General features: G+C 72.7%; 20 protein-coding genes. 7 read left to right on the top strand and 13 right to left on the bottom strand.

The window, feature by feature from the left end; translation table 11 throughout:
- Positions 1-5 precede the first annotated feature (5 nt).
- Positions 6-1,505, top strand: coding sequence for a polyprenol phosphomannose-dependent alpha 1,6 mannosyltransferase MptB (mptB, locus tag ACN269_RS11485; protein ID WP_421472434.1), 1,500 nt, complete (start codon positions 6-8; stop codon positions 1,503-1,505).
- Between the two features lie 246 nt (positions 1,506-1,751).
- Here the strand turns inward: mptB and ACN269_RS11480 are convergent, their stop codons facing one another.
- The 3 genes from ACN269_RS11480 to glnA form a co-directional block, all read right to left on the bottom strand.
- Positions 1,752-2,729, bottom strand: a complete 978-nt coding sequence (locus ACN269_RS11480; RefSeq protein ID WP_421472433.1) for a hypothetical protein — start codon at positions 2,727-2,729, stop codon at positions 1,752-1,754.
- A complete protein-coding gene (locus tag ACN269_RS11475) occupies positions 2,726-3,091 on the bottom strand; it encodes a PadR family transcriptional regulator (RefSeq protein ID WP_355051491.1) in 366 nt (121 codons plus the stop codon). Before ACN269_RS11475 ends, ACN269_RS11480 begins: the two co-directional genes overlap by 4 nt.
- Before the next feature lie 104 nt (positions 3,092-3,195).
- Positions 3,196-4,620, bottom strand: coding sequence for a type I glutamate--ammonia ligase (gene glnA / locus ACN269_RS11470; protein ID WP_421472432.1), 1,425 nt, complete (start codon positions 4,618-4,620; stop codon positions 3,196-3,198).
- Positions 4,621-4,881: 261 nt separating this feature from the next.
- Between glnA and ACN269_RS11465 the strand changes: the two genes are divergently transcribed.
- Complete coding sequence (locus ACN269_RS11465) at positions 4,882-5,280, top strand: RDD family protein (protein ID WP_421472431.1); 399 nt, start codon at positions 4,882-4,884, stop codon at positions 5,278-5,280.
- Between the two features lie 216 nt (positions 5,281-5,496).
- On the opposite strand, the gene ACN269_RS11460 is transcribed toward ACN269_RS11465, so the two are convergent.
- Positions 5,497-6,180: a DUF4191 domain-containing protein gene (locus ACN269_RS11460; protein ID WP_421472430.1), complete on the bottom strand. Its 684-nt coding sequence runs from the start codon at positions 6,178-6,180 to the stop codon at positions 5,497-5,499.
- Between the two features lie 206 nt (positions 6,181-6,386).
- Between ACN269_RS11460 and ACN269_RS11455 the strand changes: the two genes are divergently transcribed.
- Together ACN269_RS11455 and ACN269_RS11450 are read left to right on the top strand one after the other, a co-directional pair.
- Positions 6,387-6,557 (top strand): hypothetical protein, encoded by a 171-nt coding sequence (locus tag ACN269_RS11455; RefSeq protein WP_421472429.1) that lies wholly within the window; start codon positions 6,387-6,389, stop codon positions 6,555-6,557.
- A 95-nt stretch (positions 6,558-6,652) separates the two neighbouring features.
- Positions 6,653-9,550 (top strand): helix-turn-helix transcriptional regulator, encoded by a 2,898-nt coding sequence (locus ACN269_RS11450; protein ID WP_421472428.1) that lies wholly within the window; start codon positions 6,653-6,655, stop codon positions 9,548-9,550.
- Positions 9,551-9,562: 12 nt separating this feature from the next.
- On the opposite strand, the gene ACN269_RS11445 is transcribed toward ACN269_RS11450, so the two are convergent.
- Both ACN269_RS11445 and lipA read right to left on the bottom strand, forming a co-directional pair.
- Positions 9,563-11,173: a hypothetical protein gene (locus tag ACN269_RS11445; protein ID WP_421472427.1), complete on the bottom strand. Its 1,611-nt coding sequence runs from the start codon at positions 11,171-11,173 to the stop codon at positions 9,563-9,565.
- A 53-nt stretch (positions 11,174-11,226) separates the two neighbouring features.
- Entirely contained in the window at positions 11,227-12,222 is a 996-nt protein-coding gene (gene lipA, locus ACN269_RS11440) for a lipoyl synthase (protein ID WP_421472426.1), read from the bottom strand.
- A 443-nt stretch (positions 12,223-12,665) separates the two neighbouring features.
- Between lipA and aspS the strand changes: the two genes are divergently transcribed.
- Positions 12,666-13,952: an aspartate--tRNA(Asn) ligase gene (gene aspS, locus ACN269_RS11435; protein ID WP_421472425.1), complete on the top strand. Its 1,287-nt coding sequence runs from the start codon at positions 12,666-12,668 to the stop codon at positions 13,950-13,952.
- A gap of 55 nt (positions 13,953-14,007) precedes the next feature.
- On the opposite strand, the gene lipB is transcribed toward aspS, so the two are convergent.
- From lipB to ACN269_RS11420, 3 genes are all read right to left on the bottom strand, one after another.
- Positions 14,008-14,649 carry a lipoyl(octanoyl) transferase LipB gene (gene lipB / locus ACN269_RS11430; RefSeq protein WP_421472424.1) on the bottom strand — a complete coding sequence of 214 codons (642 nt, stop codon included), beginning with the start codon at positions 14,647-14,649 and terminating at the stop codon, positions 14,008-14,010.
- A 69-nt stretch (positions 14,650-14,718) separates the two neighbouring features.
- On the bottom strand, positions 14,719-15,969 hold the full coding sequence (locus ACN269_RS11425; RefSeq protein ID WP_421472423.1) for a hypothetical protein: 1,251 nt from the start codon (positions 15,967-15,969) through the stop codon (positions 14,719-14,721).
- Positions 15,970-16,032: 63 nt separating this feature from the next.
- Positions 16,033-17,859 (bottom strand): DUF2079 domain-containing protein, encoded by a 1,827-nt coding sequence (locus ACN269_RS11420; RefSeq protein WP_421472422.1) that lies wholly within the window; start codon positions 17,857-17,859, stop codon positions 16,033-16,035.
- A 212-nt stretch (positions 17,860-18,071) separates the two neighbouring features.
- Between ACN269_RS11420 and ACN269_RS11415 the strand changes: the two genes are divergently transcribed.
- A complete protein-coding gene (locus tag ACN269_RS11415) occupies positions 18,072-19,310 on the top strand; it encodes a PHB depolymerase family esterase (RefSeq protein ID WP_421472421.1) in 1,239 nt (412 codons plus the stop codon).
- 86 nt (positions 19,311-19,396) lie between these two features.
- On the opposite strand, the gene ACN269_RS11410 is transcribed toward ACN269_RS11415, so the two are convergent.
- Positions 19,397-20,296, bottom strand: coding sequence for a TIGR01777 family oxidoreductase (locus ACN269_RS11410; protein ID WP_421472420.1), 900 nt, complete (start codon positions 20,294-20,296; stop codon positions 19,397-19,399).
- 132 nt (positions 20,297-20,428) lie between these two features.
- Positions 20,429-21,421, bottom strand: coding sequence for an aldo/keto reductase (locus ACN269_RS11405; RefSeq protein ID WP_421472419.1), 993 nt, complete (start codon positions 21,419-21,421; stop codon positions 20,429-20,431).
- 61 nt (positions 21,422-21,482) lie between these two features.
- Between ACN269_RS11405 and ACN269_RS11400 the strand changes: the two genes are divergently transcribed.
- Entirely contained in the window at positions 21,483-21,869 is a 387-nt protein-coding gene (locus ACN269_RS11400; RefSeq protein ID WP_421472418.1) for a MerR family transcriptional regulator, read from the top strand.
- Positions 21,870-21,885: 16 nt separating this feature from the next.
- Here ACN269_RS11400 and ACN269_RS11395 read toward each other — a convergent pair whose 3' ends face one another.
- Together ACN269_RS11395 and ACN269_RS11390 are read right to left on the bottom strand one after the other, a co-directional pair.
- Complete coding sequence (locus ACN269_RS11395) at positions 21,886-22,410, bottom strand: hemerythrin domain-containing protein (protein WP_421472417.1); 525 nt, start codon at positions 22,408-22,410, stop codon at positions 21,886-21,888.
- Between the two features lie 47 nt (positions 22,411-22,457).
- Positions 22,458-23,795 carry a low temperature requirement protein A gene (locus ACN269_RS11390; RefSeq protein WP_421472416.1) on the bottom strand — a complete coding sequence of 446 codons (1,338 nt, stop codon included), beginning with the start codon at positions 23,793-23,795 and terminating at the stop codon, positions 22,458-22,460.
- Between the last annotated feature and the right edge of the window lie 102 nt (positions 23,796-23,897).

Genomic DNA, 23,897 nt, shown 5'->3' with positions numbered 1-23,897 from the left:
CGCCGGTGACCACTCCCGGCGCCCCTCTCTCCCGGTACGCCGGGCTGCTCGGTGCGGCCCTGCTCGCCGTGGCCGGGTATCTCGGCGGGGCGCTGCCCGACGCCCCGCTGAACGTCACACCCGCGTCGATCTGGCGGGCCCCGGGCGGCCCGGCGACGCTGGCCTGCTGGCTGGTCGGCACCGCACTGCTCGTCGGTGCCTGGTGGTCGCTGCGCGCCGGTGCGCCGTCGGGTCGCTGGGCGTACGTCACCGCCGGGCTGTGGGCGCTGCCGCTGCTGGTCGCGCCGCCTCTGGGCAGCCGGGACGTCTACTCGTACGCCTGCCAGGGCTGGACCTACGCGCACGGTGTCGACCCGTACGCGGTTCCGGTGGCGGCGGCCGGCTGCCCGTGGGTGGAGACGGTGGCACCGATCTGGCGGGACGCGCCGACGCCGTACGGGCCGGTCTTCGTGCTGCTCGCGGCGCTGACCGTCGTCCTCGGCGGTGGGCTCACCGGCACGGTCGTGCTGCTGCGCGTGCTCGCGGTGGCGGGTGTCCTGCTGACGGCGTACTGCCTGCCTCAGCTGGCCCGGGCGGTCGGCGTACCGACCCGGCGGGCGGCCTGGCTGGCGCTGGCCGCGCCGCTGGTCGGCGTACACCTGGTGGCGGGCGCCCACAACGACGCCCTGATGCTCGGGCTGTTGCTGTGCGGGTTGCTGGTGGCGGTCCGCCGGCCGGGCCGCCCCACCGCGCTGCTGCTCGCCGGGGTGCTGCTGGGGCTGGCGGTGACCGTGAAGGCCAGCGCAGTCGTGGTGGTGCCGTTCGCCGTGCTGGCGGGAGCATCCGGCCGGACGGTGTTCCGCAGCGGCGCGTGGCTGGCGGGCGGCCTCGTCGGCGCACTGTTGGGCAGCTCGGCGCTGACCGGCCTCGGGTTCGGCTGGGTGGGTGGGCTGACCCGCAGCGGAGACTCCGAACAGTGGACGTCGCCACCCACCGCCGTCGGATTCGTCGTCGACTACGCGGGCGCGCTGCTCGGACGGGACCCGCAAGCTGTGCCGGTGACCCGCGTGCTCGCGTTGGCGCTGCTCGCGGTCGTGCTCGTGGCCCTCTGGTGGCGCACCTGGCGAACGTGGCGGCGAGCTGACGCCGGCTCCGGCGGGTTGCCGGCCGCCTCGGGTGGGTCGTCGGCCGGCTCCGCTGGCCTGTCGGCTGGCGCGGCGCGGTGCCGCGCGGCGCTGCACGGTGCTGGCCTGGCCCTGGTCGCCACCGTGGTCCTGTCCCCGGTCTTCTACCCCTGGTACGCGACCTGGCCGCTGGCGCTGCTCGCGCTCACCGCCGCCCGGACCACGTGGTTCGCGCTGCCGGTGGCGGTCGCGGCCTTCCTGGTCCTACCCGACGGCACCAACCTGGCCCGCTTCACCAAGGCCCCCGGCGCGCTGGCGATGACCGTGCTGCTCCTGTTCCTGCTCCTGTGGCGCACTGGTGTCCGCGCCCGTCGATCGTCGACGTCCGTACCGCCGCTCTGACGCGGGACCGGGTTGTCGACGCTCGCTCGTGCTGGCCTGCGTCCCGTCGCGAGCTGGCTCGGCGGAGCGGGCACCGGCCTGGTCGCGTCCTTTGCTCTGCTTCAGCGGAGGCAACACCCACTGTCCGATTATCGGACGTCAGGTGTCCCCTGGGTTGAAGCAGAGCAAAGGACGACCGGAACACCTCGCCGCCCGCACTCAGGAGACGGCCACGATCATCCCGTGGGCCGTGGCGGGCCTACTGAGTCAGTGGCGGGCACCATAGGTCCGGCCGGGGGCCGAGGGGCGAGCCAGCCGGCCGCGTACCGCGAGGGCCACCGGTAGCAGGGCGGGGCCGATCAGGCCGATCACTGCCGCCGTCACGGCGAGCGCCGTCCAGTTCGCGGCGAACGCCGACGGGACGCCGTCCGCCGCCCCCGCCAGCGGATGCAGGGCCAGCAGGCCCACCGGGGTGAGCAGGATCAGGGCCGCCCAGCCGCCCCGGTGGTCGCCGCGCAGCGCCAGCCCCACCGCGAGCAGCACCGCCACCGCGAGCACCGCCACGGCGGTGTTCCCCAGGACCGGCTCCGCCGTCAGAGCGCGGTAGCTCGAGGAGAAGACGTTCCTCGGCATCGCGCTCGCCACTGCCAGGCCGGCGACGGCGGCAACCAGCGGCGTCACCCGCAGCGACACCGGCTGGATCCGGGACGCGCCGAGCGCGACCACACCCAACCCGACCTGGGGGAGTAGCACGAACAGCGGCGGGCGGGGTAGGCCGGTGAGCGCCGCGGCGGGTACGAGCGCGACCGTGACGAGCACCGCGAGCGCGACCGCGCGCCGGTGCCACCGGCCGGGTGTCAGCGCCTGCGCCGCCGCAGCGAGCAGCCAGCCGGCCCACGCCACGATGCCGAGCGAGACGAACGGCCCCGCGGATGGCTCGCCGAAGCCGGGCGGTGCCGGGCGCAGTTCGAGCACCGTCCACATGCCGGCGAGCGCGGTGGCGGTCAGCAGGGCCAAGGCGGCCGCGAGGCGTACCCCGGGGACCAGGTCGGTGGCGCCGGTGGCGCGTACCCGCTGGCGGAGGCCGCCGCGCAGGAGGTCCACGGCGTCCGCGGGCGTCGGCCAGCGGCGGCCCGGCTCGGCCAGGTCCAGGTACGTGCCGACGATCTCGGAACCCCGGGCCCGCCGGTAGTCGGCGGGGTACGCGGCGAGGAGCCGGAAGTAGCGGCGTTCGAGGTCGGTCATGCGAGCCCTCCGGCGAGGCGTGGGGTGGTCGGTCGGGCGGCGCGGGCTCGCGCGGCGAGCCGGGCGGTGGCGGCCTCGACGTTGCGCCGGAGCCGCTCGGTCTCGGCGCTGAGGGTGGCGTCGCCATCGGGGGAGAGGCGGTAGTAGCGGCGTAGTCGGCCGTCCACCACCTCCTCCCGGTCGACCTCGACGAGACCGGCGTCGACCAGCCGGTCCAGCGCGCCGTAGAGGGTTCCGGGGCGTAGCGACACGCGGTTGTCGGAGAGGGCGGCGACCTCACCGATCAGTCCGTAGCCGTGCATCGGCTCGACGGCGAGCGCGGTCAGGATCAGGAAGGTCGGTTCGCGCAGGGGTATGTCCACCGCGACAATATATCGGACGCGAAGGTATATCGGGGGGCGTTACAAGCGGGCCGGGCCGGCTCCGCGATCGCGGAGCCGGCCCGGCCGGTGGAGCGGTGGACTGCTCAGCAGTCGTAGTACATGGCGAACTCGTGCGGGGTCGGGCGCAGACGCACCGGGTCGACCTCGTTGGCGCGCTTCCAGTCGACCCAGGTGGAGATCAGGTCGGGGGTGAAGACGCCGCCCTCGAGCAGGTAGTCGTGGTCGGCCTCGAGCGAGTCGAGCACGGCGGGCAGCGAGCCCGGGACCTGCTTGACGTCGCCCCACTCCTCCGGCGGGAGGTCGTAGAGGTCCTTGTCGATCGGCGTCGGCGGCTCGATCTTGCTCTTGATGCCGTCCAGACCGGCCATCATCATGGCCGAGAAGGCCAGGTAGACGTTGGCCGACGGGTCCGGCACGCGGAACTCGACGCGCTTGGCCTTCGGGTTGCTGCCGGTCACCGGGATACGGGTGCAGGCGGAGCGGTTGCGCTGCGAGTAGACCAGGTTGACCGGCGCCTCGAAGCCCGGCACCAGGCGGCGGTACGAGTTGACCGTCGGGTTGGTGAAGGCCAGCAGCGACGGCGCGTGGTGCAGCAGACCGCCGATGTACCAACGGGCGGTGTCGGACAGGCCGGCGTAGCCGGTCTCGTCGTAGAACAGCGGCTCACCGTTGAGCCAGAGGCTCTGGTGGGTGTGCATGCCGGACCCGTTGTCACCGAAGAGCGGCTTGGGCATGAACGTGGCGGTCTTGCCGTTGGCCCAGGCCTCGTTCTTCACGATGTACTTGAAGAGCTGGAGCTGGTCACCGGCGTGCAGCAGGGTGGAGAACTTGTAGTTGATCTCGGCCTGCCCGGCGGTGCCGACCTCGTGGTGCGAGCGCTCCACGGTGAAGCCCGTGTCGACGAGGCGACGCACGATCGAGTCGCGCAGGTCGGCGTAGTGGTCGACCGGCGGTACGGGGAAGTAGCCGCCCTTGTAGGCGGTCTTGTAGCCCCGGTTGCCGCCCTCCTCCTCGCGGCCGGTGTTCCAGGCGCCCTCGATGGAGTCGATGTAGTAGAACGACTGGTTCGCCGAGGTCTCGTGGCGAATCGAGTCGAAGATGTAGAACTCCGCCTCGGCGCCGAAGTAGGCGGTGTCGGCGATGCCGCTCGCCGCCAGGTACGCCTCGGCCTTCTTCGCGACGTTGCGCGGGTCGCGGGTGTAGGCCTCGCGGGTGAACGGGTCGTGGATGAAGAAGTTCAACGCGAGAGTCTTCTGCGCGCGGAACGGGTCGATGAACGCGGTGGCGACATCCGGGAGCAGGAGCATGTCCGACTCGTGGATCGCCTGGAAACCGCGGATCGACGAACCGTCGAACGCGAGGCCGTCGGTGAAGAGGTCGTCGTTGACGGACTCGACCGGCAGGTTGAAGTGCTGCATCACGCCGGGCAGGTCACAGAAACGCACGTCGACGAACTTCACGTCCTCGTTCTTGAGGTATCGCAGCAGTTCCTCGGGATTGGCGAACACACATCCTCCTGGCACGTCCACGGGTGGCTAGCGTCCTGGCGACGCTATGGCCGGGGAGTTGCCCGGCCATGTCTTCAGTGTTTCTGCCGTGTTACGTCCCTCGCGGAGCGTCAGGGACACTCCTGTCCACGCACTCAGCGTGCGCGAACGTCGTACCGGCTGTGCCAGTGTAATGACACTTGCGGTCATTGGCCCGAATCGGCACGCAGTGGTGACGGCTCCTCGGCGGGCTCGATCCGGGCGCGGATACCCTTGATCGCTGTGACCAATCCGCACGTCCCGGCAGCGCCGGCCACCGACCCGACCTTCACCCCGCCGAGCCTGGGCCGGCGCTTCGGCGCGCTGATCGTGGACTGGGTGCTCTGCCTGCTGGTGGCCAACATCTTCGCCGACCCGGTACGCGACGGTTGGGCACCGGTGCTGGTGCTGATCCTGGAGTACGGCCTCTTCCTCGGCCTGTTCGCCCAGACGCCGGGCATGTACATCACCAAGGTGCGCTGCGTGAACTGGCACGACGGGGGTCGGATCGGCGTGCTCCGCGCGCTGGCCCGGGGTGTGCTGCTGGCGCTCGTCGTGCCCGCGCTGATCATGGACCAGCACCGCCGGGGCATCCACGACCGGCTCGTCGACTCCGTCATCATCGACGCCCCCCGCGCCTGACACCCCCGATACCCGCCGCACCCGGCCCGACGCGATCCGGCCCGACTCGGCCGGGCGCGGCCCGGCCCGGCCCGGCCCGGCCCGGCAAGATCCGCACAACTTCGGGGATGTTGCTGCTTCCCGCGCGTCGTCGGCAGCAACATCGGCGAAGTTGCGCAGATCTTGGGCGCGGGGCGCGGGGCGCGGGGCGCGGGGCGCGGGGCGCGGGGCGCGGGGTCAGCGTCGGGGCTGGCGAGCGCCGCCCGGCGGGCGCATGTTCTTCGGGATCGCGCCCTTGGGCATCTGCGGACGGGCGGTGAGCGCCTTGAGACGCCGGTCCAGCGCGTTGACGTCCTTGCCGCTGAGGGCGCGGGGCAGCCGCAGCAGCGTCGTACGCAGCTTGCGGATCGGCAGCTCGCCCTCCTGCTGGCCGATCACGTAGTCGTGCAGCGGGGCGGAGCCGATGACCTTGGCCAGTCGACGCTTCTCCTGCCCGAGCAGGCCTCGTACGCGCTGGGGGTTGCCCTCGGCCAGCAGGATCACGCCCGGCCGGCCGATCACCAGGTGGACCATGTCCATCTGGGTGGTGGAGCTGACGGCCGGCGTGACCCGCCAGTCGCCGCGCATGTTGTCCATGATCTGCGCCGCCGCGCCGGGCTGCCCCTCGGCGGCGTTCATCATCGCCGCGTTGGACCGCAGGTTCAGCACGATCAGCACCGCGAGCAGGGCGAACAGGATGCCCAGCGGCAGCCAGATCCAGCTCCAGAGGATCACCGCGACCACGGTGAGCGCGAGCGGGATGAGCACCGCTGCGGCGACCAGCGGCGCGAACCACCGGTCCTGCTTGGCGGTGAACTGGAACACCATCCCGATCTGCTTCAGCCGCTGGCCGAACGAGACCTTCTCCTGGGGCTTTGCCATGCCGCAGAGTCTAGTGGTCCCCGTCGCCCACGTTGATCCGCGTCCGGGTGCCGCCCGGCTGAGTACCTTACGTCGCCTCAGCGGCCCGGATTCCGCGAGTAAGGAGGGTGCCGCTGGCGAAGATGAGGCGGTGTGCCCATGTCCGGTTGGGGCCTTCGCGCGAAGAGTTGTCGGCAGAGGACGACGACGCGACGAAGGAGCCTGACATGTTCGGCAACGACGTGGACTTCCTGCTTTCCCTGCACCGTACCCAGGCCGCCGAGTTGCGGGCCGAGGCCGCCGCGGAGCGACTGGCCCGCTCGGTGCCGCGCCGGGCCGGCCGTACCTGGACGGGCCGTCGCCAGCCGGCCCGTCGCACGGGCGACGACCGCCGGTGACCGCCGTGGCCCCACCCGCCGCCGTTCGACCCGGTGCCGCGACCCCGCCGATCGGCGGGGTCGCGGTGTCGTCCGGTCATGGCATGCTCGGTCCCGTGCCCCTCCGTGCCACCAGTTCCGTCCTCGTCGGCCGCCAGCGTGAGATCGCGGCGCTGCACGATGCGCTGGGTCGGGCCGGGCGAGGCGAGCCGGCCACCGTGCTGGTGGGTGGTGAGGCGGGGGTGGGCAAGACCCGGCTGTTGGAGGACTTCGCGGCCGGAGCCACCGCCTCCGGCGCCCGGGTGCTGGTCGGTCAGTGCCTGGAGCTGGGTGAGGCGGGGTTGCCGTTCGCCCCGTTCGCCGCCGCGCTGCGCAAGGTGCTGCGGGCCGACGGCCCGGAGGTCTTCGCCGGCTTCGAGGCGGAGTTCGCCCGGCTGCTGCCGGAGCTGGGCCGCACGCCGACGGCGTCGACCGTGTCGCGGGCGGGACCGCTGACCGATGCCCCGCGCGGATACCTGTTCGACCTGGTCGCCGAGCTGTTCCAGCGGCTCGCCGAGGCTCGGCCGCTACTGCTGGTCGTCGAGGACCTGCACTGGGCGGACCGGTCCACCCGGGATCTGATCGGTTTCCTGGTCCGGGCCGCCCGGCCGGGCCGGCTGCTGCTGGTCTGCACGTACCGCACCGACGAGTTGCAGCGCGGCCACCCGCTGCGCCCGTTCCTCGCCGAGCTGGACCGGGCCCGAGGTGTCGAGCGGGTCGAGTTGGGTCGGCTGGACCGCGACGGCACCGGCGCGATCCTCGCCGACCTGCTCGGCGGCGAGCCGGCGCCCCGTGCCGTCGACGACGTCCACCACCGTACGCAGGGCAATCCCTTCTTCATCGAGGAACTGGCGGTGGCCGGCGATCCGATCGGTTGCGCGGCGATTCCCGAGACGCTGCGTGACCTGCTGCTGGCCCGCGTGGACCAGCTGCCCGAGCCGACCCAGCGGGTGCTGCGGATCGCCGCGGCCGGCGGCACGCGCTTCGCCCACGACCTGCTCGCCGAGGTCGCCGGCCTGCCCGAGGCCGAGTTGGAGGACGCGCTGCGCGCCGCCGTCGCGGCCCAACTGGTGGTGGCCGACCGGGACGGCGACTACGAGTTCCGGCACGCCCTGGTCCGCGAGGCCGTGCACGACGAGTTGCTGCCCGGCGAGCACGCCCGCCTGCACGCGCGGTTCGCCGCCGCGATCGAGGCACAGCCGCACCTGGTCGTCGCCGGCCGGGCCCCGGCCGAGATCGCCCACCACTGGTACGCGGCGCACGACCACCCCCGGGCCCTCGTCGCCGCACGGGTCGCGGCCTGCGCCGCCGCCGACCGGTACGCCTACGCCGAGCAACGTCGCCTGCTGGAGCGGGCGTTGGAGCTGTGGGAGTTGGTGCCGGACGCGGCCGACCTGCTCGGCATGGACCATCTGGCGTTGCTGGAGCAGACGCTGGATGCGGCGGTGACGGCCGGCGACTTCAGCCGGGCCATCACGTTGACCCGCGCCGGACTGGCCGAGGTGGACGCCGACGCCGCGCCGCTGCGTGCCGCCCGCCTGCTGGACCAGCGGGGCCGGCTGATGGCCCTGCTGGGCAAGAGCGACGGCCGGCGGGAGCTGGACGAGGCGTACCGCCTGGCGGCCGGCGGTCCACCCGGCGTCGAGCGGGTCCGACTGCTCGCCGACATCGCCACCCACCTGGTCAAGATCGATGCTGGGCAGGCCGCCCGGGTGGCCGCCGAGGCTGCCACGGACGCCAAGGCGCTGGGCGCGGAGCCGGCCCTGCTCGCGACCCGGATCGCGCTGCTCTGTCAGGGCGAACGGGACGGCGAACGAGGGCTCGCGGAGCTTGAGCGCGCCGAGGCGGCGGCCCGGGCGTCCGGTGACGTGCCGGCCCTGGTGCTCGCCAAGGTGTTCCAGTCGGACATGCTCTGCGAGGCGGGCCGCTACGCCGAGTCCGCCGAGGCGGCCGAGGCCGGCATGGCCGAGGCGCGGCGGGTGGGGATCAGCCGCTCGACCGGGGCGTACCTGCTGTCCAACCGGGCCGAGGCGCTGATCGCGTTGGGCCGTTGGGACGAAGCGGAGACGGTCTGCGCGGAGGCGGCCCGGATCGACCTGTCCGGCGTGACCGGCCTGCACTGGCTCCAGGTGTGCGCCGGTCTGCGGCTGGCCCGGGCGCACCCGGGCGCCGACGAGCTGGTCGAGCGCGCGTTGGCCTTCCTCGGCCGGCCCTACCTGTGGCCGAACCACCGACTGCCCCTGCACGAGCTGGGGATCGAGGCGGCGCTGGCCGCCGACGACGTGTCCGAGGCGGTCCGCGCGGCCCGCGTCGCGGTGTCCGACGAGGGCCTGCCGCAGCTACCCCGCGAGGGCTGGCCGGTACTGAGCGCCGCCGCGCGTACCGCCGCCCGGACGGGTGACGCCGAGCTGGCCGCCGCGGTGGCCACGCTCGCGGCCGACCTGCCGGCGCGGCACCCGGCCGCTCAGGCGCACCGCGCCCAGGTCAGCGCTCTGCTGGCGGCCGACGACGAGGCGTTGCCGGCGTGGCGGACGGCGGTGCGGGCGTGGCGCGCCGACGGGCAGCCGTACCCGCTCGGGCGGGCGTTGCTGGCGCTGGCCGAGGCCGCCGCCGTGGCCGGCGAGCGGGACGAGGTGTCGGCGGCGATCACCGAAGCGACCGAGATCGCCTGGCGGCTCGGCGCGACACCGCTGGCCGGGATGGCCACCACCCTGGCGCGGCGGGTCGGCCTGCGCGGGGCGGGCAGCGGCGGGGCCGGCCCGGATGTGCTGACGTCCCGGGAACGGGAGGTGTTGCGGCTGGTCGCCGAGGGGCACAGCAACAGCCGCATCGCCGAGCGGCTGTTCATCTCACCGAAGACGGCAAGCGTGCACGTCTCCCGCATCATCGCCAAGCTGGACGTCACCAACCGGGGGGAGGCCGCCGCGCTGGCCCACCGCCTCGGCCTGCTGGCCGAGCCCGCCGTCCAGCGGTGACGGTGGCCGCCCTCAGCCGCGCGGCAGGTAGATCCGCCAGCCGTCGACGGTGACCAGGTCGAGGGCGTCCGGTCCCGTACCGAGTCGCCCGTCGAGCCGGGCCGCCAGCGGCGAGCCGGTCGGCGCCACCCAGGCGGGCGCCGCCGCGCGCTCCACCTCCCGGCGGTACGCGGGGTAGCGGTCGAAGCCGGGGCGCAGGTCGTCGTCGACGACGGCGCAGACCACCCGCTCGGCGGTGGCGAAGGTGAGCCGGTTGCAGGTCCAGTAGCCGGCGCGTACCTGTCGTACCCCGAGGTGACGCAGCGCGGCCACCAGCTCGGCGTGCCGGGCCTCGTCGGACCGGTTCGCCGACGTCGTCCGCGCCGCCTGCGCCGTCGCGTAGCCGGTGGTGAGCAGCGTGGCGACCAGGACGACCAGCGCGACCGGCCGGGCCGCCGTTGCCCCCGGTCGGGACCGGGCCAGCGTCCAGACCGGCCAGAGCAGCGCCGGCACGGAGATGAGCAGGGTGGACAGGTAGCGGGCGCTCTCCGTCGGGGTCAGGCCGGAGGAACTACTCACGGTGTACGCGCCGAGCGTCGCCACCGCGGCCAGCACGAGGGCCAGCCGCACCGCTGCCGCGACGCGGGGCGAGACACCGTCCGTGCCGGCCGGCGCGGGTGGGCGGCGCAGGGTCCGCCAGGCCGTGCCGGCCGCGACGGCCAGCAACACCGGCAGCGCGTACGCCCACCACAGTTGCCAGGTGGCACAGGTGCCGGGGTCGCAGAAGCCCATGCCCAGCGGCGGCCCGACCAGCAACCCGCCGTGCAGCCGGGCGCCCCACCCGGCGGTGGCGTCGGCGCCACCCGCGGCGAGCACCGCGTGCACCGGGTTCCGGCCGCTCGACAGGCTGTCCATGAGCAGCGGGGCAGCCCCCAGCAGGACGGTCACGCCGACCAGCGCGCCGGCCCGACCGCGCAGCTCGCGGTGGCGGAACCCGACGAGCACCGCACCTGTCGCCACGACGTACGGCAGCACCAGCGGATCGACCCAGAGCATCAGGCCGGCCAGGAGACCCCAGGTCGCCCAGCGGGTCAGTCGCCACCCGGGTCGGCCGGCGGCCAGGTCCACGGCGAGCAGGGCGAGCGCCACCCCGACGGCGTTCATCTCGGGATAGCCGCCACCGGCGATCAACTGGTTCTTGACGATCCGGTCGGATCCGAGGGCGAGCAGGACGACCACCAGCAGGCCGAACCAGCGGTCCCCGGTCAAGCGCAGCGTCAGCCGCCAGGCCAGCAGCAGAAACAGTGCGTACAGCGCCAGCGTGGGCAGTCGCAGCGCGAACAGCGACGGACCGGCGAGCGCGAACACCGGCGCGGCCAGGTACGCCTCCAGCGTGCCCATGTACTGCTGGCCGTAGAACCAGACCGGGAAGCCCTCGCCCCGGGCGATGTGCAGCGCGGCCAACCCCATGGTGGCCTCGTCGCTGTTCGTCGGCGGAGTCGCGTACGCCAGTAGCCAGAGCCGGTAGCCGACGCCGACGAGCACGGCCAGCCCGGTGAGGCAGCCGAGGAGCCCGAGGCGCGCGCCGGGCCGCGGGCGCGGTCGATCCGCGCCGCGCGGCTGGTCGCGTACCCCGGCGGTCATCGCACGATCATGACACCCGGGCGCCGCACGGTCCGTGCGGCGCTGTCGGCGGGTCAGCCGGCGGTGGCGACGGTGCTGGCGGCGCGGGCGTCGAGCGCCTGCTGGTAGAGCCGGCCGGCGCGGTACGACGAGCGCACCAGCGGCCCGCTCATCACCCCGGCGAAGCCGATCTCCTCGGCCTCCTCGCGCAGCTCCACGAACTCCTCCGGCTTGACCCAGCGGGTCACCGGGTGGTGCCGGGGGGAAGGGCGCAGGTACTGCGTGATGGTGATCAGCTCGCAGCCCGCGTCGTGCAGGTCGCGCAGCGCCTGCGAGACCTCGGCGCGCTCCTCGCCCATGCCCAGGATGAGGTTGCTCTTGGTGACCAGGCCGTCGGCGCGGGCCTGCCGGATCACGTCCAGCGAGCGGTCGTAGCGGAACGCGGGGCGGATCCGCTTGAAGATGCGCGGCACGGTCTCCACGTTGTGCGCCAGCACCTCGGGCCGGGAGCCGAACACCTCGGCCAACTGCTCGGGGACGGCGTTGAAGTCCGGGATCAGCAGCTCGACGCCACAGCCGGGCTGGAGGGCGTGGATCTGCCGGACCGTCTCGGCGTACAGCCAGGCGCCGCCGTCGGGCAGGTCGTCGCGGGCGACGCCGGTGATGGTGGCGTACCGCAGGCCCATCGAGACCACCGACTCGGCGACCCGACGCGGCTCGTCGGCGTCGAACTCGGCCGGCTTGCCGGTGTCGATCTGGCAGAAGTCGCAGCGCCGGGTGCACTGGTCGCCGCCGATGAGGAAGGTGGCCTCCCGGTCCTCCCAACACTCGTAGATGTTGGGGCAGCCGGCCTCCTGGCACACCGTGTGCAGGCCCTCGCGCGAGACGAGCCCGCGCAGCTGGGTGTACTCCGGGCCCATCTTGGCCTTGACTTTGATCCACGGGGGTTTGCGCTCGATCGGTGTCTCGGCGTTGCGCGCCTCGATACGCAGCAGGCGCCGCCCCTCGGGGGCGGCCGTTGCGGTACGCGCTGCCTGGCCGGTCGTCGGCGCGGAGTGCTCGATCGTCACGAAAACGAGCCTACGCCGGATGGTGGCCGTCTATGTGCGTCAGGCGACCGGCGTCACGCCGCAGACGTTGTGACGCCGGACACCGGCGAGCCGAAAAATGGCGTCACACGCTCGTGGTTGGGGTGTTAGCGTCGCCGGCAACAGCGACGACGGAGCCGAGTAGCACCCCGACCCCGCCAGCGCAGAGAGCCGCCGGTGCTGAGAGGCGGTCTGGCGCCGGGGCGCGAAGACCCTCCCGAGCTGCGGGCAGAACGGCGGCGACGCCTACTAGAGCCCGCCCGGCTGGCCCCGGTCACCAGGCGACGAACGAGGCCCTCGCTTCGGCGGGGGCGAAGGTGTGGTGGCACCGCGAGGTTCCCGCTCGCCCACACCTCCCTGGGGCTGACGCGACGCATCGCTTCCCCCGGGCGGCGACGGCGTGGCGATCGACCGAGGAGTCCGCCATGCGACGAACCCTGTCCCACCACCTGAGCACCCAGATCGGCTCGACCGTACGTATCGCCGGCTGGGTGCACCGACGCCGACTGCTCAAGTCGGTGGCCTTCCTGATCGTGCGTGACGCGTCCGGCCTGGCCCAGGTGGTCGTCACCGACCCGGCCGTCCGCGCCGAACTGGAGAAACTGACCGAGGAGACGGTTGTCGAGGTCGTCGGCACGGCCACGGCGAACGCCACGGCGCCCGCCGGGGTCGAGCTGACCGACCCGACGGTACGTCCACTCGGGCCGTCCGCCGTGCCGCCCCCGTTCGACCTGTACCGGCCGGCGCTCACCGCGAGCCTGCCCACCCAGTTGGACCACGCGCCCACCGCGCTGCGGCACCCCACCCGGTCGGCCACGCTGCGGGTCTCGGCGGCCGCGGTGGCCGGTTTCCGGGCCGCGCTCGACGCGAGCGACTTCGTGGAGATTCACACGCCGAAGGTGGTCAGTTCCAGCACGGAGAGCGGGGCGAACGTGTTCGCGCTGGACTGGTTCGGCCGGCCGGCGTACCTGGCCCAGTCGCCGCAGTTCTACAAGCAGCTCATGGTCGGCGTCTTCGAGCGGGTCTACGAGGTGGGGCCCGTCTTCCGGGCCGAGCCGCACGACACCGTGCGGCACCTCGCGCAGTACACGTCGCTCGACGTGGAGTTGGGCTTCGTCACCGACCACCGAAACGTGATGCGCGTGCTGCGCGACACTCTGACCGGGATGCTCGACGCCGTCAGTCGGCGAGCCGGCGCCGCACTGGCGACGCTCGGCGTCACGCCGCCGCGGGTGCCGGCGGAGATCCCGGCCGTGCACTTCACCGAGGCGCTGACGATCGCCGGCGCACCCGCCGACGAGCCGGACCTCGCGCCCGCCCACGAACGGGCACTCGGCGAGTGGGCCCTGCGTGAACACGGCTCCGACTTCCTCTTCGTCACCGGGTACCCGATGGCGAAGCGACCCTTCTACACCCACCCGGACCCGGCGCGGCCCGCGTACTCGAACGGTTTCGACCTGCTCTTTCGCGGCGTGGAGCTGGTCACCGGCGGACAGCGGCTGCACCGGCACGCCGACTACCTGGCGGCGTTGGCGGCCCGGGGCGAGCCGGTCGAGCCCTACGCCGGCTACCTGGACGCGTTCCGGCACGGCATGCCGCCGCACGGCGGGTTCGCCATCGGCCTGGAACGGTTCGTGGCCCGCCTGGTGGGTGCGGCCAACGTTCGGGAGGTCACCGCGTTCCCGCGCGACCTGCACCGGCTCACCCCGTGAGCAGAGCGGCCCCCGGCGTTGCCGCCGGGGGCCACTGCGCAGACCTGGAGGCCGCTCAGACCGCGATGAGGGTGGCGAGGCGGCGCTCCACCACCGGCAGCACGTCGGCGACGGTGATCGGCCGGCCCAGCTCGGCGGTGAGCGACGTGACGCCCGCGTCGCGGATGCCGCAGGGCACGATCCGGTCGAAGTACGTCAGGTCGCAGTCGCAGTTGATCGAGAAGCCGTGCAGGGTGACGCCACGGGCCACCCGGATGCCGATGGCGGCGACCTTGCGGGCCGGCCCCCGGTCGTCCTCGGGCACCCAGACTCCGCTGCGCCCGTCGACCCGGCCCGCCGTCAGGCCGAACTCGGCACACACGTCGATGAGCAGGTCTTCCGTGCGGCGGACATAGGCCACGACGTCGACCGGGTCGGGCAGCCGCAGGATCGGGTAGCCGACGAGCTGACCCGGCCCGTGCCAGGTGATCTTGCCGCCGCGGTCCACGTCGACGACCGGGGTGCCGTCCATGGGACGGTCCCACGGCTCGGTGCGCTTGCCGGCGGTGTAGACGCTCGGGTGCTCCAGGAGCAGCACGGTGTCGGCGCGCTCGCCGGCCACCACCGACTCGTGCAGGCGCCGCTGCTCGTCCCAGGCGGCCTGGTAGTCGAGCAGGCCGGCACGGACGGCCGTCAGGCCGGGGGTCGTCGTCGTCACGGCATCCAGCCTAGTCCCGTACCCGCCTCCAATCGCTGGTGAGACGTCTCACGACCGAAGACTCGCCGGTCACGCCGACGCCCTGTTCGTCGCCGTGCGCCGACGACGAACCCGCCACACGACGAGGGAGACGGCGAGCAAAGCCAGCACGGCCAGCGCGACGTACAGCCCGAGCGGGGCGGCGAACGGCGACGGCCGGCGTTCCGGACCGCCGAACTCGTACCGCTTCAGCAGGTCGCCGGGGACGGTCAGGTCGCTCGACCCGACCGGCGCGGTCACCAGCACCTCCCGTCCGCCGCCGGACGACAGCGTGGCGAGAACCGCCTGCCGGTCGGTGTCCTGCTCCGTTCCGCTCACCTCCTGCACCAGCGGGTCGTTCCCGCGCCAACCAACGATCTTGCTGGTCGAGGCGGCGACCGGCAGCGGCTGGCCGACGGCCTGGCCGGTGGCGGCGTCCAGGAACTCGATCCGTAGGGTGCGCTCCGCCATCTGCTGCGCCGTGCACGTCAGGCCGGCGCAGCCGTCGAAGGCGAGCAGGGCGATCCGCCGACCGTCCGGGTGCCAGGCGGCCGGGCCGGCCAACATCCGCCGATCGCCCAGGTCGACCTGCCAACGGGGAGCGCCGCCGGCCGAATCGACGACCACCAGCCGTTGCCGCCCGGCGACCGACGCCGCCGGGTCGGGGGGACCGGCGACCGCCAGCCGGTCACCGCCGGGCGACCACGCGGCGGCGTGGTGGGCGGCGAACGTGCCGGCGGTCACCACCTGCTCGGTGCCTCGGAACGGGTCGACGACGACCAGGTCGTCGGGCTTCTCCGGGTCGTTGAGCTGTTGGTTGTCCGGCCCATAGGTGATCACACCGTCGTCGTTGCTGCGGGTGCCCAGCACGCGTCGCCCATCCGGCGACCAGGCCAGCGGGTCCAGCCCGTCGGTCGCGGCGTGGATCTGCCGGCCGGTGGTGAGGTCGAGCAACTCGCCGTGCTGTGGCCGCAGGTAGTGCCGTCCGTCCGGCGAGAGCAGCCCGTGCCCCTCGCCGATGTCGATCGGGATCAGCCGGTACGCGCCGTCGGCGGCCACCAGCACCCCGGTCGACTCGAAGTAGCGGGTGCGGTCGGTGAAGAACACCAGCGCGGCCGGACCGGCCGGCCGCTGCTCCACGGTGGCCTGCCACAACCACGGATTGTGCACCCGCGCCGGCACCACACCCGCCGGCCCGTCGGCGGCAGCGCCGGCCGTGGCCGCTGGCGCCCCCAGGACCACGAGGGCCAGCGTGACAGCGGCCGTGGCCCAGCGCCGCAGGTGGCGGTCCGTCATTCCCATCGGTCCATTAGACGCGGTGAAGACCCGTGGCGGTGTCCCGGTCGCCCGCGCCGCGACCACCGGTCAGGCCGGTGGGACGCGCCAGAGCCAGACGTCGTCGACCCGCTGCGGCTCGCCGAACAGCGCCGTGGCGGTACGCCGGACGGCCGCCTCGTCCACCTCGAACTTCGCGCCGTGCACCGCGTCCGCGAGGACCAGCGTCTCGATCCGCCAGTGCCGCAGGTCGGACTGGACCTCCGTACGGGTGCCGTCCGTGATGATCGGCACCAGCCCGGTGCGGCCGGCCTGGTCCATGAGCGCGCTCAGGGTGCGCGGCACCGGGCCGATCCGGCCCCGCCCGTCCGGGCCGCCGGGGCCGAGGAAGAAGCCGCCCGGGATGGCGAACTCGCCCTGCCGGTGCGACAGGGCGTACGCCTGCCAGCGCTGACCGTCCGGGTAGATGTCCACGGTCAGCGGCACCGGGGTCAGCGTGTTGCCGTCGGAGACGTACTCCCGCCAGGCACCGGAGGTGATGAACGCCGGGATGGGCTCCCGCTCGTCGGTCAACAGCGGGGTGGGCAGCAGCGGCAGCAGGGCCACCGCGAACCCGATCGCCCAGGCCAGCTCCGTCGAGCGGTGCCGGGGTGGGGAGGTGCGCAACTTCTCGACGGTGTACGCCAGCAGGACTCCGATCACCGGGGCCACGACCAGCGCCAGCCGGGCGGGCAGCGCGGCGTTCACCACCGGGAACTGGCCGAGGATGTCGAACGGCATCGGCAGGTCGGTACGCCGTCCGTCGACCTTCGCGACCGGGCCGAAGGACAGCACCGAGAAGATCACCGCGACGACGCCCAGCGCCCAGAGGACCGCCCGGCGACCGGGGTCGGCGCGTCGCCACAGCACGACGAAGCAGACCACGGCGAGCACGAGCAGGGGAACGCCGAAGAACGAGTTCTCCTCGGTGGGGTTCGGCGCCAGCGCGGTGCCCAGCCCGACCTCCCCGGCCAGCGAGCGGCGTGGGAACGCGGCGAAGGCGGCGATGTCCTCGGAGTGGATCACCGGGTCGAAGCCGGTGCCGTGGAACCGCTGCGGCCCGGCGAAGTGCAACCACAACGGGTACGCCAGCAGCACGCCGGCCACCACGGCGGTAACCCCGAGCCCGCGCAGGAAGGTGGGTAGCGCGGCGCGGGCCTCGGCCCGGTTGGCCGGGTGCAGCGCCCAGACGGCGACGAACACACCGAGCGCGAGAGCGGCGAAGAACAGGCCCTCGGCGGCGATCGAGAAGGCCACCGCGACCAGCACGCCGAGGATCACCCCGTCGCGCAGCCAGTGCCCGGGTCGCCGTAGCGCGAACAGCCGCCAGATCAACAGCGGGATCAGCCAGCCGGCGGTCCAGTTCAGGTGCGCGTTGGCGTGCGAGACCATGCCGGGGGAGTAGGCGATGAAGAGGCTGCCCACGGCGGCGGCGAGCCGGCTGCGGACGAGGTGCCGCGAGAGCAGCCAGTACCAGGCCAGCGCGGTGGCGAACAGGTTCAGGGTGAGGATCACGAGGAACGTCACCGGTGGCCCGAGGAGGTACGTGAGCGGGGCGAAGACCACCGCGTACACCGTGATCGAGGTGTTGACCGCGAGGTTCACGCCGTCCGGGACGTTGATCAGGTAGGTGAAGAAGGGATTCTCCCCCTGGGTGACCGCGTGCCCGCCGAAGGCCAGCAGCCACTCGAAGAGCGCCTGGTCGCTGGAGTTCACGGTGATCGTGCGGACGTTCGGATCCCGCCACAGCCCACTGGTCACCCAGACGGCGAGCGCGAGCGCCACCAGCACGACGATCAGGTCGGCCCGGCGGTCCCGGCGGATACGCGGTGACGACGCTGGTGCGGGCCCGGTGGCCAGCGACGGGGAGGACGGCACGCAGCGGACGTTACCAATCGGACCTGGACGAGCCGGTCAGACCGGCGGTTGTTGTCGGCTCCGGGTGCTGCCGTGGCGGGAGGAGTTCGGCGTACACAACGGCTGTCGTGAATGTGTGAACGCGCCCCATACCGGGTCGGCGACACGCTGTCGTAACGTCTCGGCAACTTGACCGTGACCCAGTTCACAGTCTGCCCCGTCAGGAGGCCTCCGTGCGCCGCTCCTCGTCCCCCCTCACTCGGCTGACCGGTGCGGTCGCCGGGCTCGTCCTCGCCGTGGCGGGCGCGATCACCCTCGCCACACCCGCCCAGGCCGCCAGCCTCACCCAGGTCACCGGGTTCGGTTCGAACCCGGGCAACCTCGCCATGTACGCCTACCGGCCGGACAACCTGCCGGCCAACTCCCCGGCTGTGGTGCTGCTGCACGGGTGCGTCCAGAACGCCGCCGGCTACTTCGCGAACTCGGGCTGGCAGAAGTACGCCGACCAGTGGAAGTTCGCGTTGATCGTCGCCCAGCAACCCGCCGGCAACAACGCCAACTCCTGCTTCAACTTCTTCGAGAGCGGCGACACGGCCCGGGGGCAGGGCGAGGCGCTGTCGATCAAGCAGATGGTGGACCACGCCAAGGCGAACTACGCCGTCGACGGCTCGCGGGTCTTCGTCAGCGGCCTCTCCGCGGGCGGGGCGATGAGCGCGGTCATGCTGGCCACGTACCCGGACGTCTTCGCCGCCGGATCGATCATCGCGGGCATCCCGTACCGCTGCGCCACCAGCATGGTCAACGCGTTCAGCTGCATGAACCCGGGCACCGACAAGACGCCGGCGGCCTGGGGCGACCTGGTCCGTGGCGCCTACTCCGGCTACACCGGCCCGCGTCCCCGGGTGGCCATCTGGCACGGCACGTCGGACACCACCGTGACTCCGCTGAACGGCACCGAGTCCCGCGACCAGTGGACCAACGTGCGGGGGATCTCGCAGACGCCGACCAGCACGACCTCGCTGCCGGGCAACACCAGCCTCGAGGTGTACGGCAACGACGAGGTACGCCTGTACCGCGTCTCCGGCATGGGCCACGGGACCCCTGTCGACCCGGGCTCCGGCGCGGACCAGTGCGGCACCGCCGCCGCGTACTTCCTGGACACCATCTGCTCGACGTACCGTGACGCGCTCTTCTTCGGCCTGAACAACGGCGGCACCACCCCCACGACCCCGCCGGCCACCTCCACGCCGTCGCCCACCCCCACCGCGACGCCCACGGCGAGCCCGACCCCGACCACGCCGCCGACCTGCGTGACGGCGACCAACTACGCGCACGTGACGGCCGGTCGGGCGTACCAGTCCGGCGGCTACGCCTACGCCAACGGCTCGAACCAGCGCATGGGCCTCTACAACACCTTCTACACGAGCACCCTCAAGCAGACCGCCCCCAACTACTGGGTGATCGGCTGCTGACCTCAGCCCAGACCGCGTTGATCATGAAGTTATTGCCACGAAACGCCGACGTGGCGGGCGATAACTTCATGATCAACGCCGTCGGGTCAGGTTTGGAGGGCTGCTTTCAGGGCCTTGGGGAGGGTGGGGTGGGTGTAGGGGTAGGCGGCCTCGGTGAGGACTTTGGGGTGGACTCTTGTGCTGGTCAGGGCCTCGTGGGCGAAGCCGCCCAGGGCCACCTTGAGCGCCAGGGCGGGGATCGGGATGATCGCCGGACGGTGCAGCTGCCGGGCCAGCTCCCGGGTGAACTCGGCGTTCGTCACCGGGTGCGGACCCACCACGTTGACCGGACCGGCGATCTCGTCGTGCGCGAGCAGGAAGAGGGTCGCGTCCAGCCAGTCCCGCATGGAGATCCACGGCAGCCACTGCCGGCCACTGCCCAGCCGCCCGGCGATGCCCAGCTTGAACGGCAGCAACTGCGGCTTGAGCAGACCGCCGTCGCGGTGCAGCGGTAGGCCGGTGCGTAGGCGGACCACGCGCACCCCGGCGTCCTCGGCCGGCCGGGTCGCGGCCTCCCACACCCGGCAGACGTCGGCCAGGAAGCCCTCGCCGGCCGGCGTGTCCTCCTCGACCACCCGGTCGCCGGTGTTGCCGTACCAGCCGACGGCGGACGAGTTGAGCAGCGCCCGGGGGCGGTCGCCGTCGGGCAGGCCGGCGATCGTCGTCGCGAGCGTGGTGGTGGTGTCCACCCGGCTGGTGCGGATCAACCGCCGGTAGTCGTCGTTCCAGCGCTTGTCGCCGACGCCCGCACCGGCCAGGTTGATCACCGCGTCTGCCTCGGCGACCACGGCCGGGTCGAGCTGACCGGCCGCCGGGTCCCACTGCCGCTCGTGGGGGTCGCGCGGCGCGCGTCGCACGAGTCGGGTGACCTGGTGCCCGTCGGCGACGAGCCGGTCGACCAGCCAGGTGCCGAGGAAGCCGGACGCGCCGGCCATGAGGATCCGCATGCCGTTATCTTCGTCGAAAACCCCTTCCCCGGACGCGCCCCGCCCCCACTCCTCGCCGATCTTGCACATTGTGTCGTCGTTATGTCGGGCCAGACCCGTTTCGTCGCCACGGAAAGTGCAAGATCGGCGGGGTCAGGACGAGCGGCGTAGGTCGGTCAGGAGGGTTTCCACTTCGGTGTAGGCCGACGGGGGGAGGGGGGCCAGCGTCAGGGTTGCCAGGTTTTCGTCGGCTTGGGCCACCGTGCGCAGGCCGGGGATCGGCACCGTACGTGGGCTGCGGGCCAGCAGCCAGCCGAGCGCGCCCTGGGCGAGGGTCCGACCGTCGGCGGTGAGCGCCGCACGGACCTGCTCGACCCGCGCCGCCCACTCCGGTGTCGGACGGCCGTCGGTGAACCACTGCAACCACTCGGGCGTACGGCCGCGCACGTCGTCCGCGCCGAGGGTGCGGGTCGAGCCGGTGAGCAGCCCCATCGCCAGTGGCCCTCGGTTGAGGCTCGCCAGGTCGTGACGGTCGCAGACGGCCAGGACCGCCGCGTTGTCGTTCAGCACCGACTCGTCGTGCTGGATGGCCGCGCAGTGTGGTCCGGCGGCCGCGAACGCCTGCGCCGAGGCCGGGTCGTCGGTGCTCCAGCCGTACGACCGGATCTTGCCCTGGTCGACGAGGCCCTCCAGGGTGTCGACCAGGTCGAGCGCGGCGGACGCCGGCAGGTCGTTGAGGTGCAGTTGGTAGAGGTCGACGTAATCGGTGCCGAGGCGGCGCAGCGAGTCCTCCAGGCTGCGCACGGCGAACGTTGCGCTGGCGTCGGTGCCGAGTGCCCGTCGAGTGTCCTCGTCGCTGACGTTGCCGAACTTGGTGGCGATCACCGCCGCGGACCGGCGGCCCGCGAGGGCCCGGCCGAGGACGCGTTCGCTGTGCCCGGCGCCGTAGTTGCTGGCCGTGTCGAAGAGGGTCACGCCGAGGTCGAGGGCCCGGTGGATCGTACGGATCGACTCGTCGTCGTCGACCTCGCCCCAACCGAACGGCTGCCCGCCGTCGCCCCAGAGCGGACCACCGATCGCCCAGCAACCCATCCCGATCGCGCTCACCTCGATGCCGCTGCGTCCCAGCGTGCGTGTCGTCGTCATGTTCACCAGCCTCCAACCTGGAGTGCGCTCCAGGTCAAGGGGGAGCGTTAGCATCCGGAGCATGACCGGTTACGCCCCCGCCGAGGCCGCCCGGCGCAGCGGCTTCACCCTGGACACGCTGCGGTACTACGAGAAGATCGGCCTGCTGGCCGACGTGGGTCGTACGCCGGGTGGCCAGCGCGTCTTCACCGACGACGACCTGAGCTGGCTGCTGCTGTTCCGCTGCCTGCGGGACACCGGCATGCCGATCGCCCAGATGTGCCGGTACGCGTCGCTGGCCCGCGCGGGTGAGCACACCGTCGACGAGCGGCGGGAACTGCTGCGACAGCACGCCGCGCAGGTGGAGGAGCAGATGCGCCTGCTGCGGCGTCAGTACGACCATCTGCGCGAGAAGATCCGCTTCTACGAGCGGCTGCCCGGCGCGCCCGCCCCGGACGAAGGCCGCTGATCGTGGGCGGACCCGCTCAGTCGGCCGGCGCGGTCAGGCCGAGCAACTGCTCGGCGGTCCCGGGTCGGCCGGCGAGCGCGTTCAACGCGCTGACCAGCCGCTTCTCCTCGTAACGGAAGTGTGACTCCAGCAGGGCGGCCAACCCGTCCAGCTCGGCGCGTACCTGAGCGGTCGGCAGCGGTCGGTCGTCGCCCAGCAGCTCCTCGACCCGGGTGAGGATCCCCGCCACCACCTCGTGGTCGACGATCAGGTTGGCCAGGACCGGGCGCAGCTCGGGCACCTCGTCGGCCAGGATCCGGAACGCGCCCGCGTCCTCGCCGGTGTGGTGGCGGCCGAGTGCGGCGCAGAAGCTCAGGCAGTGGGCCCGTAGATCCCGCGAGGGGGCGTCGAGGTCGGCGCGGAGGCGGGCCAGTTCCGCGCGAAGCCAGAGGTGGATCTCGATCATCTGATTGCCGACGGCGGCGAGCCGGTCGGCCGGTGAACTCGTCGGGTGCACCTGCGTCCCATGCTGTTCCCGCGCCTCCATGCCCTCGGCGGCCATCGTGCCGGGTACACCGCGACGCTGTCCGACACCCTAGACCGTCACCGTCAGGGCGTGGTGGGCTCGTCGGGCTCATGGACGTCGTGCCAGCGCGCCCGCCAGGCCGCCTCGTGCGCCTCGTGCGTCGTCCGTTCCTGGAACACGGCCGCCCGCAGCGCGTGCCGGGAGTCCGACATCACCAGCACCTCGATCGCCACCAGCCCGACGCAGATCACGGTCGCCAGGGTGAGCGCGCCCAGCACCGGCAGGTGCAGGCCGACCGGCAGGGCCGCCGCGAGCGCCAGGATGACGCCCACCCGGGTCCAGGTGGCGGTGTGCAGGGTGCGCAGTTGGAACAGCATGTTGACGGCGAAATAAGTGATCAACCCGCCGAAGAGCATCGGTATCGCCGGCCCCTCGATCCGCTCCGCGATGCCGCCGGCCGGATCGGTGATCTTGTGCAGGATCTCCTCGTTGCCGATGGAGAAGAGGATCACCCCGGCGATCATCGGCAGGTAGAGGTACGCGTACGCGTCGCGGGCCATCGCCACCCGGGGCGCCCCCTCCGCCGCGTGCAGGGCGATCCGGGCGGCGGGCCCGACGAAGTCGAAGTGCGCCCACCAGAGCGCGGCGGTGATCACGATGCCGAGCGCGGCGGCGGCCACCGCCGGCCAGGTGACCGACTTGCCGAGCAGGTTGCCGCCCACGCCGGTGGAGATGATCGACTCGCCGAGCGCGATGATCAGGATGAGGTCGTAGCGCTCGGTCCAGTGCTCCGCGCTGGTCACTCCCCAACCCCACGTGCCGACGATGAAGCCGGTCGCGTACTGCACCACCACCACGGCGATCCACAGCCCGTCGCGGACCAGGGCGGCCTGGTCGGGGTCGGTGATCTGCGGCGGGATCAGCGCGGCGGCGAGCAGCAGCAGGATGCTCAGCGCCAACTCCGGGGCGAACCGTCGGAGCTGGCGTCGCTCCTGCGGGCTGTCCCGCACCACGTGCTGGTACAGCAACATGTGTACGGCCCGGACCACGACGTAGCTGATGGCCACCAGCATCGGGCCGGCGGCGCTGCCCTTCGGGTCGCTGAACGCCTGCGGCAGCCCCAGCGCGAACGCGAACAACGCGACCATCGAGATCACCATGAGCACCGGCACGTAGCCCTCGCCGAGCCGGACCCGGGTGGCGACCAGGCTGTGCACCACCCAGATCCACCAGAGCACGGCGAGCACCAGGGCGGCGTGCAGCAGTTGGCGGCCGGTGATGTTCGCGGCCGTCGCGCGGGTGATGATGAAGAACGAGAAGACGAAGACCAGGTCGAAGAAGACCTCGAACTTGTCCACCCGGGCGCCGGGCGCGATGGGGACGGCAGGTCCGAGTTGTCCGCGCCGCCGGTTACCGCCCACGGTCCCACTCTGGCAGCGTCCGGCCTGGTCGGAGGACGGAACGGGTCAGTGAGGTAGTCGATGAAAGGGGACATCGGGCGTTACCTCCGGCCGGGGGCGGGA

Source organism: Micromonospora sp. WMMD736 (assembly GCF_049179015.1).
Taxonomy (GTDB): Bacteria; Actinomycetota; Actinomycetes; order Mycobacteriales; family Micromonosporaceae; genus Micromonospora.
This window is presented reverse-complemented; position numbering and strand designations above follow the sequence as displayed.